This is a genomic window from Winogradskyella sp. PC-19, from assembly GCF_002163855.1.
In the GTDB taxonomy this organism is placed as follows: domain Bacteria; phylum Bacteroidota; class Bacteroidia; order Flavobacteriales; family Flavobacteriaceae; genus Winogradskyella.
In genome coordinates, this window is sequence record NZ_CP019332.1 from 1,313,216 (window position 1) to 1,329,634 (window position 16,419).

A 16,419-nucleotide genomic window follows, 5' to 3' on the forward strand; every position below is an offset into this window, starting at 1 on the left:
AATTATCCATATTGTTCTCCAAACTTATCCTTAACTGCCTGTAAAACTTTTTTTATGTCTTGCTCTTTAGTTTTAGGAAAGATAAGTAAAACTTCATCTTTATCTACAATTATGTAATCCTTAAGTCCGTCTATAACGACAACTTTGTCGTTTTTAGTTCGTATCATATTACCTGAAGCATCTTCTGTCAAAGTCTTTGCATTAACTATAGCATTATCCGAAGTGTCTTTATCAAGTTTATCATAAAGACTTCCCCAAGTACCTAAATCATTCCAATCGAAAGTTGCTGGAATAACATAAACATTTTTACTCTTTTCCATGATGGCATAATCTACAGAAATATTTTCTGCCTTCTCATAATTATCCCTAATGAAATCATCTTCAAATTCAGTATTATAGACAGGTATTCCTGTTTTAAATAGTTGAAATAATTTAGGTTGATTATTTTCAAATGTTTCAACTACAGTTTTAACGCTCCACATGAAAATACCTGCATTCCACAAAAAATTACCTTGACTCAAAAACGATTTCGCAGTTTGATAATCTGGTTTTTCACGAAATTGATTAACTGACTTAATATTTGATTTAGAATCTTTGTCATATTCTATATATCCATATCCTGTATTTGGAAAGGTAGGAGTTATTCCCAAAGTCATTAATGCTTTATTATCTGAGCAATAATCAAAAGCTTGCTGAACGTTATCAGTAAATGAAGCTTCATCCTCTATCCAATGATCGCTTGGAGCGACAATCATAACTGCATCTGGATTCTCTTTCTGAATTTTTAAAGATGCATATAAAATACACGGTGCTGTATTACGCATCGCAGGTTCTAAAACTACTTGACGCTTTGTAACGTTTGGTAATTGTTCAAAGACAAAATCATTATAACGCTCATTTGTTAGAATGAAAATATTTTCTTCTGGAATAAGCTTTGCTAAACGATTAAAAGTTTTTTGAATCAGTGTATCTCCAGTTCCTAGCATATCGTGAAACTGCTTTGGAAAATCCTGTGTACTGACAGGCCAAAATCGGGAACCGACTCCACCAGCCATTAAAATTGCATAATAATTCTTGTTCTTCATGAAAATTAGTTTTGACCTGTACTTCTGAATTTTAATTATCTAATAATTCCACTTCAGCATTTGGATTAAACAAATATAACTTACCTGAACCTATTTCTAAGCACTCATAACGTTTTCTACGCTTTGCGCCTTTCTTAAATATACGTCCATTATAAAGCTTAAATGTTACACCTTCTTCTATTTCGAAGATATAAGTTTTATCATTGTCTTCATCATATTGTTTTAACGCCAATGCCAAATGGATGTCTGTATCACTAGAAGCCTTTGGATTTTTAAAATGTTTTGCTAATAACGGCAGTAAGTCTTTTGGAAATATTTTCGGATTTAAAAAGGGTAACATTAAATGCTGAAAGCTCTGTTTCCACTCTTTACCGTGAGGTTTTATAAAACGACCATGTTTTTGATATGCCTCTAAGTGAGCTATCTCATGAATCAATGTCACTAAAAACCTATACAAGTTAAGATTAGAGTTTACTGTAATCTGATGTTGGCCGTTTGGTAACTTTCGGTAATCACCATGCCTTGTTTTACGCTCTTTTTTGACTTTAATAGATAGATTATCATTACTAATTAAATCTTGAATTAATGGTATTGCCTGTTGAGGGATATAATCAAAAAGTGTTTTTTGCATTGAGTTAGGCTAATTTCTATCTATTAACAACTACCATAGTAGATCTACTATTCACTCGAAGTAAATATAAACCTGATGAGGCATTTTTTAGCTTTATACTAGTAATTCCATTATCAGGATTAAAATCTTTTTGAGTAAAATCAATTTTACGACCTCTAATATCAAAGACATTTATCACATCCTCACTTGATGTTTGGGTAATAAAAAACTGTTGGTTACTTGTTGGATTTGGATAAATCTTTTGTTTAGTAATGTCAACATCATCAGAACTTAAGTTTGCTTGGAAATAAGGTATAGCAAAATCAAATGTATCATCAGCAACTTGTTGGCCGATAAATCTTCCAGGAATATCATCCGCTGGCGGATGAATTCCACCCCAAATACGTGATAAGCTTGTTTGATCTGATGCATCTCTATAGGTAGCCCATTGTAAGACTATGTCTTGAGAAGGTCCTTTTTCAAAGACTAAAAACTCGTCTTTTTTAGCTATAAACTCTCCTATTCCTCCTGGAAAAAAAGGATCTCCAGTAAGCTTAGTTAAAATCTCTGAAGCTGCTCTAGAAAAAGTTGAGTGACCAGACACATATCCTGCAAAAGGTGGTGTAACAAATGTCGGTCGTTGATATGGATACCAATCTTCTGCCAAAATCCAACCAACACCTGCGGTATCAGTTGTTGGGTCATTAATAAAATCATGACCTTTCCAAGTGTATAGTTTTATTTTATCAATGTGTTGACCAAAAAAGCCTTCTAAAGGATCACCTGCTTCAACTAATTCGATATATCCTGGAATTAGTTTAAAACCAGAGACGCTATAATTTGGCAACATTGGGTCACTACTTTGTCCTTGTTCTGCTCCCATGTAACGGATTGCAGATATTGGTCTTACATAATCGTACCACCCTTTTACACTCCAAGCTGAAATAGCAGAATCGTGCATTGCACCACCAAGAATAAAATACGCTTTAACATCCCATTCTAGTGCTTCCAAAATTTCACCTTGACCTTGAAAACGCTTTTCAAATAGAGGATGGTCATTTACATAATTTAATATTGTAAACCAATGTCCTGGAGGTGTTTCAGAATCTGGACCATCAGCCCAAAATTCAGCTAAAACTCTTGCATAATCTGCTCGAGGTACAGTATTATTTTCGTAAGCAGCAGAAGTTACAGGATTCATAGAATGACCTGTACCAATATCACCTCCATCTGTAAAATTATAAAAAGAAGGGTAATCTACTGCACTTGTTGGAAAGTTAGCAATATCAGTATTACCGATAGCTCCTGGCGAAATATCAATCATAACACCATCTGATGGATCCATATGTGATTGCCAAACAGACACCATAGAAAAACCCCATTTGTATTGCTCGCTTTCTATGTCTTCGATTGTCGTGTTAATTTGGGGAGGAGTTATCGGATTATGAAAAACACGATAGTCATCTCCATCTCTATTAAATACAGTAACGTCTTCTTCCTTTAAAGCAAAACCATTAACATTTCCCCATTCTGGACTTAAAAATTCTGGCACATTACCTTCAACGACATTACCACCTTGATCTATAAAAGTGTCTAATCCTAACGGCTGCCATCTGTTCGGGTCTACCATTGGCGGATTATTACTAATCTCTAAATTATAGGCTTGATTAATTGGTTCATAATAGTCATTATCAAATCCTGTAACTTCTCTTGAACCATCTTGCAAACCGTAATCTATAATTGTCTGAGCAACAAAATTACCTAGACTAGCTGCATCTCCTGTATTATAAAGTAGTGAGGTAAGAGATGTATCATAGCCTAGACTACTCATTAATAAATCTATGCGGTCTTGGTTTGCCTGCGCTCCTGGAGAATTTTGAAAACGATAAGACAATAATCTATACATGGCATAACTTATCGCCTTTTTTGTAGATTCATCATCTGATTCTTGAGGCGTAAAGTCTTCCAATGTACTCGAAAATCCATGGACTGTATCTCCAATAAGATATGGTGTAGCTTTATCACTGTTATATAAAGCCCAAATATCAAACATAGCAACACTGGTATGAAATAAGTTGCGAGCATGAACTGTTGGACGCGCAAAATCTCCACGAATGGCACTAAGTAATGCCTCATTCCATAATCGGGATATTGAAACATTTGAAGGTAAATTATTTGCTGAAAGTGTAATGTTTATTGTCTCTGTTAAACTTGAGCAATTACTATCCATTTCTGTCACAGAAATTGTTCCTTGAGGCTCAATCTCCCATAATACCGTTATTGTATTTGTGCCTTGACCACTTAATAATTCTCCACCTTCAACATGCCAATCTGCAGTTGAACCAGCGGATATTGAATAAGAATATGTTTCTGTACTATAATACCCAGCATCAATATTACCTACTATACTTTGTGATTGTAGATATGTACAATTGCCGTCATCTAAGGTTGCTAATGGGTTATAATTACATGAAATTGAATCTGTACAGCCATAAACTTTTTGACTAGGCAAGATGTTTAAATTTGTAATTGAATCACCTTCTACAGCTTTAAAAGTCGCGTTTACAACAAGTGCACTATTGCTACTATTATACGTTTCTACCAAACCAGAGGGCCAAGTGATTTCTATTGAAGTAATACTCGTTTCATCATCTAAACCAAAGTGAATAGCCTGTAAACTCTGACCCAAAAACCCAACACCAGAATGATATCTAATTATTGTTTCTGAAGATGTTGTCAATTTTATGATTGTACCAATAGCATCCCTATTTGATGTTGTGCCTTCTAATTGTAATTTAAAATAATTTTTTGCAGAAGTTACATCATCATAATTCAATAAAGTATTTTCATATAAAAATGAAGTCTGATTACTGTTTGTAATAAACAAATCAATATCTCCATCATTATCATAATCGAAATCTACAGCTTCAACACTAACTGTTTGCGTATTTAAACCTAAAGTTGCTGACGCATCTTCGAATGTATTCATTCCTTCAGCATGTAAGTTTTTGAAATAAAAATTTGGTTCCGTGCTTCGCATTGCTTCTTCAAAACCATTAGCTATAAATAAATCTTCATCACCATCTAAGTCAAAATCAGAGAAACGAGTTCCTTTAGACCATTGTGTGTTACCTAAACCTAATATCGCAGAATTTTCGGTAAACGTATTATCACCATCATTTGTATATAATGCATTACCATCAACACCAGTTACAAATACATCAAAGAAACCATCATTATTGTAGTCTCCTATTGTAATTCCAGTCTCACCAGAAGAAGTATTAACTCCATAAGTCGACGCTTGATTTGAAAATGTCATCCCTGCATTATTAATGAATAAATCATTAGCTGCATTTAGGTGATGCGTAGAAATCAAATCTATAAATCCATCAGAATTAAAATCAAATGGCAAAGCTGTGTAACTTGCCAAATTAGAACCCATTGGCGCTTCAATACCTGAAGATGTTGTCACATCAGTAAATGTATTATCACCATTATTTTTATAAAGTTGATTGCTTCCACACTCGCTCCAGTCATTTATATAAATATCCAGAAAACCATCATTATCATAGTCAAACCAAGTAGCACCCATATTTCTACAAGTATTAAGGTCGTCAAAACCAGCTATACCTGAAAAATCAGCAAAAGTTCCATTGCCTAAATTTCTAAACAGCTGCACCTTAAAAGAATAAGTTAAAAACAAATCTGGGTGTCCATCATTATTGTAGTCACCCCATGATGCCCCACTTTTTTGACCATCTAATCCAGCAAAATCAGCTCCTGCTTCCCCAGGAAGTAATAAATCTGTTAAACCTGCTATATCTGTGACGTCAGTAAAAGAACCATCATTATTATTTCTAAATAATCGACTTAATGTTTTTGGAGAATTTTCATCATCTGGCGCCTTAGCGACTACAAAAATATCTAAATCGTTGTCGCCATCATAATCAGCAACCGCAACACCATTGTTTTCTTCTAAAACCCCAAGTCCGACAATATCTTCTACACGATTGAAAGTTTGGGCTGAAAGGGTCTCGATTGAAAAACTCAAAATTATTGAAAGCAGTGTGTAATTTGCGAGTAATTTTCTTAGCATATTCTTCTTTTTTGCTAATATAAAAATTCTCTTAATAATTTGTTAACATAGCTTATTCATTAACACTTACATGCGCTAAAATTCAGATTTTAACGATAAAGCACTAAGGTAATGTAGGAATATTGAAACGAAAAAAAATTACGGTGTAGAGTTAGAAACCTGAAGCACTTTACCGTTATAATATTTATTTCCATTTAATGAAAAATCAAAAATATATTCTGCCATTTCTAAAGCTGTTGTTGGTGCTTGATATCCAGGAAACGCTTCTTCTAACATTTCGGTTTGCACAGCTCCCAAAGCAAGAATATTAAACTGTGGACCTGTTTCTTTATATTCTTCAGCTAAAAGTTCGGTTAGCGTAATTACTGCGCCTTTACTAGAACTGTATGCTGCTAATCCCGGAAACTTCATACTACCTTGGATGCCACCCATCGAACTAATTGTCAATACGTGTCCATTACTCTTCATAAATGGTAACACAATTCTTGTCATTTCGGAAACCCCAAAAACGTTAATCTCATATACTTTTGCAAAATCCTTAAATGTTGTTTCAGCAAAAGGCTTATTTAATAATACTCCAGCATTATTTATTAAAACATCTACATGTTTCCATTCTTTTGAAATAAACATTTCAATTTTTATATAATCATCTTCATTTTGTAAATCAAAAGCAAAGGATGTAACGCCATCTAAATTAAGATTAGTAATAGGCTTATCGTTTCTAGATAATGCTAAAACCTTATGTCCTTGTTTTGCAAAAAGTTGAACCAATTCAAAACCAATACCTCGACTTGTTCCTGTGACTATTATGTGTTTACTCTGCATTTAGATTTATTTCTTTTGTAGGTGTGTTAATCATTTTTTCTATTCCAGGAATCATCTTATTAATAACACTGCTCATAAATTGAAAATTCATTATTTGAGTCTCATCACCTACTTTGTGGTAATAGTCAAAATTTGTTAAATCACAAGAAGAAATTGTATGACTTGGCACATTAAACTCTTGAAAAAATGCATAATTATCTGAACGTCTAAATAGACTATATTGCTTTGAAACTTCAGAAAACCCAATGATATTACTCCCTTGATATTGATTGAATTTTGAAGCAAAATTTGACTTATCGTAACCAGTTAAAAACACTTCATAATCTCTATCTTTAAATGGTACACCGAGCATTTCAAAATTAATCATCGTATATAAGTCAATATCTTCGTTTTTTAGTTTTTTTGCTAAGTGAGCAGATCCACGTAATCCCATTTCTTCAGCAGAAAACAGTGCAAAAATGACGCTTCTTTTATTGCTTTTTTTAGCGGCAAAATATTTTGCTATAGTCATTACTGCAGATGTTCCTGTTGCGTTATCATTTGCACCATTTGCTATAGAGTCATTTTCCACTGCTTTACCAAAACCAATATGATCATAATGGGCACCAATAACAATAAATTCATTTTTTAGATTATCATCATTTCCTTCTATGTATCCAACAACATTATATCCACTAATACTATCTTCTGCTCTGGATTTAAATTTGAAGTCATCTCTATAGCTTTTAAAATATGGTTTTACTCCATATGACTCTAGTTGTTTTTGAATATACGTAGCCGCTTCGTTAATACCTTCAGTTCCTGTGTTTCGTCCTTTTAACTCATCCGAAGCTAAATACGTAACAATATCTTTAACTTCATCCGATGTAATGGTTATTGACTTAGAATCTTCTCCTTTTTCTCCGTCAACACCATCTTTTCCTTTTGTCTTAAAAACACAAGAAGTAATAATTAGAGATAAGAAAACTAAAACTGTATATTTTTTCATGATGATTTATTTAATTCTTAAAGATAAAAAAACCTGATTCAAAATAAATTCAAATCAGGTCTATTCTTTGTTTTCTTTTGATATTAGTCTATTTGGAAAAGATAATCCAACAGCAAACGCTCCTGAGAACTGTTTTTCTTGAGATTGATAAAAATATGTAAATCCTAGATCCACACCGTGGTTTTTACCAAGCTCTAAACATAAACGCTGAAAATTAAACTAACATGGTCACAGGGTTTTCGATATACCCTTTTAATGTTTGTAAAAATTGAGCTCCAGTTGCTCCATCTACTGTTCTGTGGTCACAAGCTAAAGTCAATTTCATTGTATTTCCTGCAACGACTTGACCATTCTTGACAACTGGTTTTGCTACGATAGCACCAACTGATAAAATAGCTGAATTAGGTTGATTTATGATAGATGTAAAACTCTCAATACCAAACATACCTAAGTTAGATATAGTAAATGTACTACCTTCCATTTCGTCAAGAGTTAACTTCTTATTTCTTGCTCTACCAGCGTAATCTCTAACTGCCGCACCAATTTGAGGTAAGCTTTGCTCATTTGCAAAACGTACAACTGGCACAACTAATCCATCTGGCACAGCTACAGCGACACCAATATGCACATGATTATTCATACGCATTTTGTCATCAAACCACTGAGAATTAACTTGTGGATGCTGACGTAATGCCAATGCACAAGCCTTAACAATCATATCATTGAAAGAAATCTTAGTATCTGGAATAGAGTTGTATTGTACACGGAATGCAATAGCATTATCCATATCAAACTCTACATTTAAATAGTAATGTGGCGCTGAGAATTTAGACTTAGCTAAGTTCTTTGCAATTGCTTTACGCATGTTACTGTTTGCAACCTCATCAAAATCTTCTTGACCTGTTGGTACAAATTTAGCCACTGGTGCAGACGATGTCGCGGCCGATGCTGGCGTAAAGTTTTCAATATCGCGTTTTACGATACGTCCATTTTCTCCGGTACCTTTTACTTGATTTAATTTAATACCTTTTTCTTCAGCCATTTTTTTGGCTAAAGGCGAAACGAAAATTCTTTCTCCTGAGTTCGAATTTGAATCTGATGCTTTAGGAACTTCTTGCTTCGGTGTATCTTTTTTAGGAGCTTCAGCTTTTAATTCTTTCTTAGTTTCTTTAAGCGCTTCTTCTTTTGCTGGTGCTCCAACTGTAAAGTTATTAGCAACACCAGAAACATCTGTTCCTGCAGGACCAATAATTGCTAATAATGCATCTACTTTTGCAGAATCACCTTCTTGTAAACCTACATGTAATAATGTACCTGCATTGAAAGACTCAAACTCCATTGTTGCTTTGTCTGTTTCAATCTCGGCCAAAATATCACCTTCTTCAACGTTGTCACCAACTTGTTTTAACCAAGTTGCGACTGTTCCTTCTTCCATTGTATCTGAAAGTCTTGGCATTGTTACTACAGTTACACCTTCTGGGATTTCAGTATTTGAAGCTTCTTTAGTAGACTCTTCAGTTTTACTAGATGTACTATCTTCTTCTTTAGAATTCCCTGAAGATTCAAAAGTACTTCCATTCAATAGACCTGAAATATCTTCACCCTCATCACCAATTATAGCTAAAAGTGAATCTACTTTTGCAGTTTCACCTTCTTGAATTCCTATATGCAATAAAGTTCCTTCATTAAAAGATTCAAACTCCATTGTAGCTTTATCGGTTTCAATTTCTGCTAAAATATCACCTTCTTCTACTTTATCACCTACTTGTTTTAGCCATGTTGCAACTGTACCTTCTTCCATGGTATCGCTCAATCGCGGCATATTAATTACTTCTGCCATAGCTTACTTGATTTTATGGTCTATAAAAGGATAATCTTCTTGCTCATATACTGCATCGTACATGACACTTTTTTCTGGATAAGGCGATTCTTCTGCGAATTTTTCACATTCAGAAACTAAATCCTTAACACGCTTATCGATAACTTTTATATCATCTTGAGTAGCGTACTTCTTTTCTAGAATAATATCTTTTACTTGTGTAATCGGGTCAATTTTTTTGTATTCATTAACCTCATCTTTAGTTCTGTAATGTTGTGCATCTGACATTGAGTGACCTCTGTAACGGTATGTTTTAACTTCTAGAAAAGTTGGTCCTCCGCCACTTCTTGCACGAGAAATTGCCTCGTCAAAAGCCTCTGCCACTTTAATTGGGTTCATTCCATCCACTGGTCCACATGGCATTTCATAACCTAAACCAAGCTTCCAAATATCTGTATGGTTTGCTGTTCTTTCAACACTTGTTCCCATTGCGTAACCGTTGTTTTCACAAACAAAAACTACTGGTAAATTCCATAGCATTGCTAAGTTGAAGGTTTCATGTAATGAACCTTGGCGTGCCGCACCATCACCAAAGCAACATATCGTTACTGCATCTACATCGTGATACTTGTCTCCAAAAGCAATACCTGCTCCAAGAGGTATTTGTCCACCTACAATTCCATGACCTCCATAAAAACGGTGTTCTTTTGAAAATATGTGCATAGAACCTCCAAGACCATTTGATGTCCCAGTAGCTTTACCATATAATTCTGCCATAACACGCTTTGGGTCAACACCCATACCTATTGGTTGCACGTGATTACGATATGCCGTTATCATCTTGTCTTTAGTCAAATCCATAGCATGCAAAGCGCCTGCTAGCACAGCTTCTTGACCATTATATAAATGAAGAAAACCTCTTACTTTTTGTTGAATGTAAACGGCTGCAAGTTTATCTTCAAACTTTCGCCAGAATAACATGTCTTCGTACCACTTAAGGTAAACTTCCTTTGTAACTTTTTCCATCTATCTAATTGTATAAATATGAATCTGCTTTTTTATCAAGAAAACAGAATAACAAAAATAATATTTTAAGCCATAACGAAGAAACACAATTCTGTAAAAATTGCAGGTTATTTCGCAAATTATATTACGAAAACGTTACAGTACCGAACTTTCAAAAACCAAAGGTAATAAGTTGGATAAAGATTTAGATTTTACAACCTTACCTTTAGCTCCCATAAAATATATTTCAATTGGTATATTCTGCTTAACCTCATATTCAGCAATGGCTTGCCTACAAGCTCCACATGGCGGTATTGGTTGTAGTGTTTGTTGATTTTGAGAAGACGCCGTTAATGCCATTTTTAGCATTTTTGCTTTTGGATATTTAGCCCCAGCATAATAAATTGCTGTTCGCTCGGCACATAAACCTGAAGGATAAGAGGCGTTTTCTTGATTACTACCAGAAACGACTTCTCCATTATCTAGTAAAATAGCAGCGCCAACATCAAATTTAGAATATGGAGAATACGCATTATTACGAGCATCGACAGCATTACTCATTAGCTTCTGTATTTCTTCCGGAAGCTCACTAATTGAATCGTAAACTTGTAATGTAGTTTCAATTTTTACTTCTTTCATTTGAGATGTGTTAAGACAAAAAAACTATTGCTTTTGGACAATAGTTTAATGTTTATAATTTAATAATTTACGATTTTAATATTCAGTGTAAGTACCATCACCAAAATTGAATGTTAATGAAAAACGTAATGTATTTTCTAATGGACTCTGAACTCTAGAGGCAGAGAACAAATAAGATAAGTCTAAATTAATAGTAGTGTACTTAAAACCTGCACCTAAAGCAAAAAAGCGTCGAGCTCCTTTTTCTTCAGATTCGTTAAAATATCCAGCTCTTAAAGCAAAAGAATTATTGTACGTGTACTCTGCACCTAAAGACCAAGTAAACTCTTTTAATTCTTCACTAAAACCACCTGGTGCATCTCCGAATGATTGAAAAATACCAGATAGAAAACTTACGTCGTTACTTTGACCTTCAATTATTACGTTTTCTGCTGATGCATCCATTTGTTCTTGGGTTTGAGTATCTCCATCTGCTGGATCGAATACACCATCATTATTTGCATCAGTAAATACTATTCGTTCTCCAAGACGCGGCGGAGTTGGCACTAAAAGCTTAGCAACCTCTGCAGTCACAGCTAATTTACTGTTTTGGTCAAAAATGAAATCAAAACCACCACCTAATCTTAAATTAGTTGGTTGAAATACATCTTGTCCGCCATCATCATAGCTAAATTTTGGACCTAAATTCTGGATTGCAAAACCTGCTCTCCAACGGCCATTAAAATCATTATATGCATTTTCTTCGCTTTGATAATATCCTGTAATATCTGCTCCAAAAGAACTCCCTGCGTTTGCATTTGGGTCTACTTGCCCAATACGTAATGCTGACCTAAAATATCTTAAACCAACCGCCATTGCGAACTGGTCATTGAGCTTTAAAGAATATGCTACATCAAGAGCATACTCGTTAGGCTTTACTGGAACACCAGGAGTTGTTGCATCCTGTGTCAGAACAATCTCACCCAAACTAAAATATTTAACACTTGCTGATACAGCACTATAATCACTTAATCTATTAAAATACGTCGCGTAACTAATAGATATATCATTAACTAAACGCGTTAAGTAAGGCGTAAAACTTACACCGACTCCAGATTTCGTCTCTGAAAAAGCATATTTAGCAGGGTTGTACTGTTGTGAAAAACCGTCAACAGATGTTGCTACACCCATATCTCCTAATGATGCTGACCTAGCGTCAGGTGCTACAAGCATAAAAGGAATACCTGTGGTTATAACTCGGCTATCATTTGTATTTGGTATAATTTGAGTTGTATTTTGAGCAAATGTGATATTGACTGATACAATTGCTAATATAAAAGTTAAGATTTTTTTCATTCTAAATGGTTGTGTAATGAACTACTAAATGTAGTTTTGAGTGTTAACAAATATAATTTAATATTATAGTATTACAAGTTTTTCTATTTTTTCAATCTGTTTATTTAAACGTTGGGATTTGACTTTTAGTTTATAAATGTAGACACCTTTTCCAATTTTATCACCAAAATCGTCTAGTCCGTTCCATACAATATCTCTCGATAAGGTGCTTGTTGACTTACCAGAGGTGTTAGTCTGTCCATTTAATGTTTTAACTAGTTTCCCTGATACCGTAAATATCTGCACTGAAATATCAAGTACATCGCTACTATTATGATTAAACCAAAACTCAGTGTAGTCCACAAATGGATTTGGATAATTAAGTACGTTATCAATAACTAATTCTTCATTATTATTAAACACTTCGAACTGTATCTCTGAAGTAGAAGAATTATTATAAACATCCCAAGCCTTTAATGTCAATGTATGCATTCCTGCTTCTAAATCTCTGAAAGCAAAAGTCACAGTTCCGTTTGTAAAATCATCCAAGCTTGCTTCGTAATAATCATTAAGTACAAATGGATTAGTTTCATCACCGTCTAAAATAGCAGTAATATCGTGACCAATACCACTTGCAGTGTTTATACCATTGTCATCTTGAAGCTTTGCCAATAATGTAGGTGACTCATTTGTTATTCCGCCAGAAACAAAATTTTCATCATTCATAAACAGATTTATAACTGGACCAATATTGTCTTCTTCTGCATTTTCATTAATTCCACCAACCTGAATATCGAAACTATAGCCGGTTTGATCTTCTAAAACGTTATTTCGTTTTGCATAAAAACTTACTTTTCCTTGTCCAACTGGTATACCGATATCTCTTGGCACTACAAAATTAAAATCGAATTGTCCATTAGTAATCGTGGCTTGACCCTTAAATAAAATTTCGCCTAATGTAGTAAAATCAAGTATTATTACACCATTTGCATCCGACGTGTTATCATTTGCTAAGGTACTTCGATCAATATCCTTATCAAAAACCGTTGCAGTTAGAATTCCATTATAATTACTTAAAATATTTCCGTTAACATCAACAACTTCTCCAGACATTTTTACTTTCCCTAAAGCCTCAAGCACATCAGTAGTTTGAGTAATCGGTGTATCGTTAATCTGAGTTAATCGAATACTAGGTCTAGGTATTGCTAATTTCATAGCTGGATCACCAATAAAATGAACGAGTCTTTTTTGTGCACTTCCAGAAATAATTGGATCTAATTTTGTAAGACGTAAAGCTTCCGCCATCGTAGGATAGTCATTTGAGCCATAAGCGAACAAATAATCTTCTAAAACTTTATTATAATTTGTACCAACAGTAACAAAAATTTGACGAGTTGTTGTAATTAGTCCTACAGCGCCACCTTTAGTGTTCCAATATGTAAACTCTCCAGCTGTCTGTAGGTCAGGATTATCGTATTTAGTATACTCACAAGTTACAGTGACAAAACAATTAAATCGACAGTTATTATTAATACTTTGAGAATCGTTAATATCAAAAATACGTTCGCCAGCCAAACCTAGTTCACCACCATGTCCAAAATAATTTACTAATAAAACACCAACATCAATTGCATTTTTGAAGGCATCATTGACTTCAGGGTATCTATCTCCACCAGAAGATGATTGCTGTTGAAATGAATCAGAATGTACTTTTATAGAATTAAAAAATGGTTTCTCCGCTCTTACTTCTGTAGCAACATCATCTGTAGTCTGCTGTAGTACTCTTTCAAAAGGTTCGTCAACATCATCAGAAACTAATAATATATTATTCCTCCAACTCCCATAAGATTCTTTAGCATAATAGGCCTCGATTTTATCTACAATTTCTTTAGCTCGTTGCGGACTATCTGCAAGCATCCTTCCGACCGCAATATCTAATCTATTAAATGTAGCTAGTGTTCCTTCGTTATCATCCATTAATCCATAAAAATCATCTGATATTAATGAGCTTGTCACACTAAAACTATTTAAAGAAAACCAAGATGGCACAAAGTTGGTATTGTTTCTTAATCGGTCTTTATAATCGTAGGATGCATCTCCAAAAAGACCAACATATTTTACACTTTTATCAACTGAACTTGCATTATTGTAGACATATCGCACAAAATTACGAATGGCTGCAATATCTTGATTTCCTGTACTGAACTCATTGTATATCTCTTGAAGCGTTACTACCTTTACGGTAATATTATTTTGATTTCGGTTAATATTAGCGAGTCTTTCTGCCTGGTCTAAAAATAATTGTGGCGTAATCAATAAATAATCAACATCTTGAAACTGCCCTTGATTATCTGTAAGAATTGTTCCTTTTAAATTTTGATTAAATAGCTGGCTATTAGCATCTCGTTTGGGGTCCAAAAAATCTGAATCGGAAAATGCTACATAATTCCGAGCTTCTCCTGCATTAGTTTTAAAACTAAATTCTGAAGATTGGTTTTCGTTTTCGACAGATTGAATATTGTAGACATCTGTAATATCCCAAATCTGTTCAACTCCTGATGCATTAGCTAAATTATATTGAACAATTCCTGAACTAGAAGCTACTGTACTATTTTGGAAAAACAATTGCTCATTTGCATATTGCAATTGCCTTGTTGCCTCAACTGTAATATAATCGATATATGCAGATGCGATAGGATTACCTCCATTATTGTATTCTAAGTCTATATTAACTGTTTCACCTGTAATACTAACATCACTATTAAAAAAGGCGGATGTACCGTAAATAAAACTATCGGGGTTAATAACAGGTAAATTCACATTTGCAGTATTACCATTTACAGTTACGCTCATAGAACTAGGCAACTCTGAAACCGAACCAAATACAACCCTAACATCAACAGGTACAGAAGTATCTACATTAGGAATCTCAAAATTATAAGAACGTTGTGTCTCTATATCAAACTTATCTCCAAACCAGCGTCTACCAAGTTTTACTAGATTATACTCATCCACTTCGTAAAAATCAAAATCTTGAAACGTATTTATGATAAGGTCTGCCGTTTGATCTATTTGATTAATATTAGAAATGCGCTTACCATTCCCCGAACTTATGTTCACATAGTAATATGTTTTGTCAGTGTACAAATTAATATTTGTATTCTGTTCTTGATTAAATCCTTGTGGTCCATTTGCGTAAAACAAAATATAATCTTGATTATCAAAACGTCCGTCTTGCTCACCTACAAATTGAATTGCATTTTCTGTAGGATCGATAAGACTTGGTTCAGAATTAAGATAAGGTAACATATCACCTCCGTTACCATAAATTTTTATATTTCTTGGGTCTACAGAATTAACATTAACACCCAACTGACTCAAAAAATTCTTTGACAGCCTGTGTACACCTGTAGTGTCTACATAAAACCTATACCATTCGCCTGAAGCTAAAACAGAATTACTTATTGCAGAAAAAGAACTATTATTTGATACACGATTTGTAGAACCTAAGGTGTAGTTAACCGTAAAACTCACTATCTTTTTATAAGAGTTACCGTCTTTAATGATTGGGCTTAATTCAAAATACACCGAACGTTTTCCTCTACCGTTGATATTAACAAGTTGAGTTTTTGGTTCTGAATACAAGGAAGTAGTGTTTAAATCTTTCAACTCAGCTTTTGAAATTGAGTTGTAAACCACATTACTTAAAGTCACAGAAGATTCATTTATTAATCCGCTTTCAGACCACTCTGCAAAATAAATTAAACCTTGTTCTGCAGAATAGCTAAAATGTTCATCATCAAAAGAAGGTACTACCACTTTTGCATAACCTGCTTCTAGGTTTTTATGTCCATCCCAATTAATTGTAAACTGCTTTTGCTGAGCAAACGAAAAAAAACACAGTAATATGTAAACAATAGTAAAGCTCTTTTTCATGGTAAATAAACGCACAAGTTTATACCTTATTATAAGGTCACAATTTTTATTTCAAAAGTACAACAATAATTTATTTTAGCACTCGTTATTGATAAGTGAATT

The 16,419-nt window shown here is 33.9% G+C and carries 10 protein-coding genes; all 10 read right to left on the minus strand.

Features of this window, described 5'->3' with window-relative positions; all coding sequences use genetic code 11:
* Positions 1–2 precede the first annotated feature (2 nt).
* The 10 genes from BTO05_RS06165 to porU all read right to left on the minus strand — a co-directional run bounded on the left by BTO05_RS06165 (position 3) and on the right by porU (position 16,317).
* Positions 3–1,085: a mannose-1-phosphate guanylyltransferase gene (locus BTO05_RS06165; RefSeq protein ID WP_087491823.1), complete on the minus strand. Its 1,083-nt coding sequence runs from the start codon at positions 1,083–1,085 to the stop codon at positions 3–5.
* A 31-nt stretch (positions 1,086–1,116) separates the two neighbouring features.
* On the minus strand, positions 1,117–1,716 hold the full coding sequence (locus tag BTO05_RS06170; protein WP_087491824.1) for a SprT-like domain-containing protein: 600 nt from the start codon (positions 1,714–1,716) through the stop codon (positions 1,117–1,119).
* A 16-nt stretch (positions 1,717–1,732) separates the two neighbouring features.
* Positions 1,733–5,791, minus strand: coding sequence for an FG-GAP-like repeat-containing protein (locus tag BTO05_RS06175; protein ID WP_087491825.1), 4,059 nt, complete (start codon positions 5,789–5,791; stop codon positions 1,733–1,735).
* 138 nt (positions 5,792–5,929) lie between these two features.
* Entirely contained in the window at positions 5,930–6,616 is a 687-nt protein-coding gene (locus BTO05_RS06180; RefSeq protein ID WP_087491826.1) for an SDR family NAD(P)-dependent oxidoreductase, read from the minus strand.
* Entirely contained in the window at positions 6,606–7,604 is a 999-nt protein-coding gene (locus tag BTO05_RS06185; protein ID WP_087491827.1) for a M28 family metallopeptidase, read from the minus strand. The genes BTO05_RS06180 and BTO05_RS06185 overlap by 11 nt, the downstream gene beginning before the upstream one ends.
* A 214-nt stretch (positions 7,605–7,818) precedes the next feature.
* Entirely contained in the window at positions 7,819–9,444 is a 1,626-nt protein-coding gene (locus BTO05_RS06190) for a pyruvate dehydrogenase complex dihydrolipoamide acetyltransferase (protein WP_087491828.1), read from the minus strand.
* 3 nt (positions 9,445–9,447) lie between these two features.
* Positions 9,448–10,449, minus strand: coding sequence for a pyruvate dehydrogenase (acetyl-transferring) E1 component subunit alpha (pdhA, locus tag BTO05_RS06195; RefSeq protein ID WP_087491829.1), 1,002 nt, complete (start codon positions 10,447–10,449; stop codon positions 9,448–9,450).
* A gap of 135 nt (positions 10,450–10,584) precedes the next feature.
* Positions 10,585–11,067: a cytidine deaminase gene (gene cdd / locus BTO05_RS06200; protein ID WP_087491830.1), complete on the minus strand. Its 483-nt coding sequence runs from the start codon at positions 11,065–11,067 to the stop codon at positions 10,585–10,587.
* Positions 11,068–11,142: 75 nt separating this feature from the next.
* Positions 11,143–12,402, minus strand: coding sequence for a type IX secretion system outer membrane channel protein PorV (gene porV / locus BTO05_RS06205; protein ID WP_087491831.1), 1,260 nt, complete (start codon positions 12,400–12,402; stop codon positions 11,143–11,145).
* A gap of 63 nt (positions 12,403–12,465) precedes the next feature.
* Positions 12,466–16,317 (minus strand): type IX secretion system sortase PorU, encoded by a 3,852-nt coding sequence (gene porU, locus BTO05_RS06210; protein WP_087491832.1) that lies wholly within the window; start codon positions 16,315–16,317, stop codon positions 12,466–12,468.
* Positions 16,318–16,419: the final 102 nt, after the last annotated feature.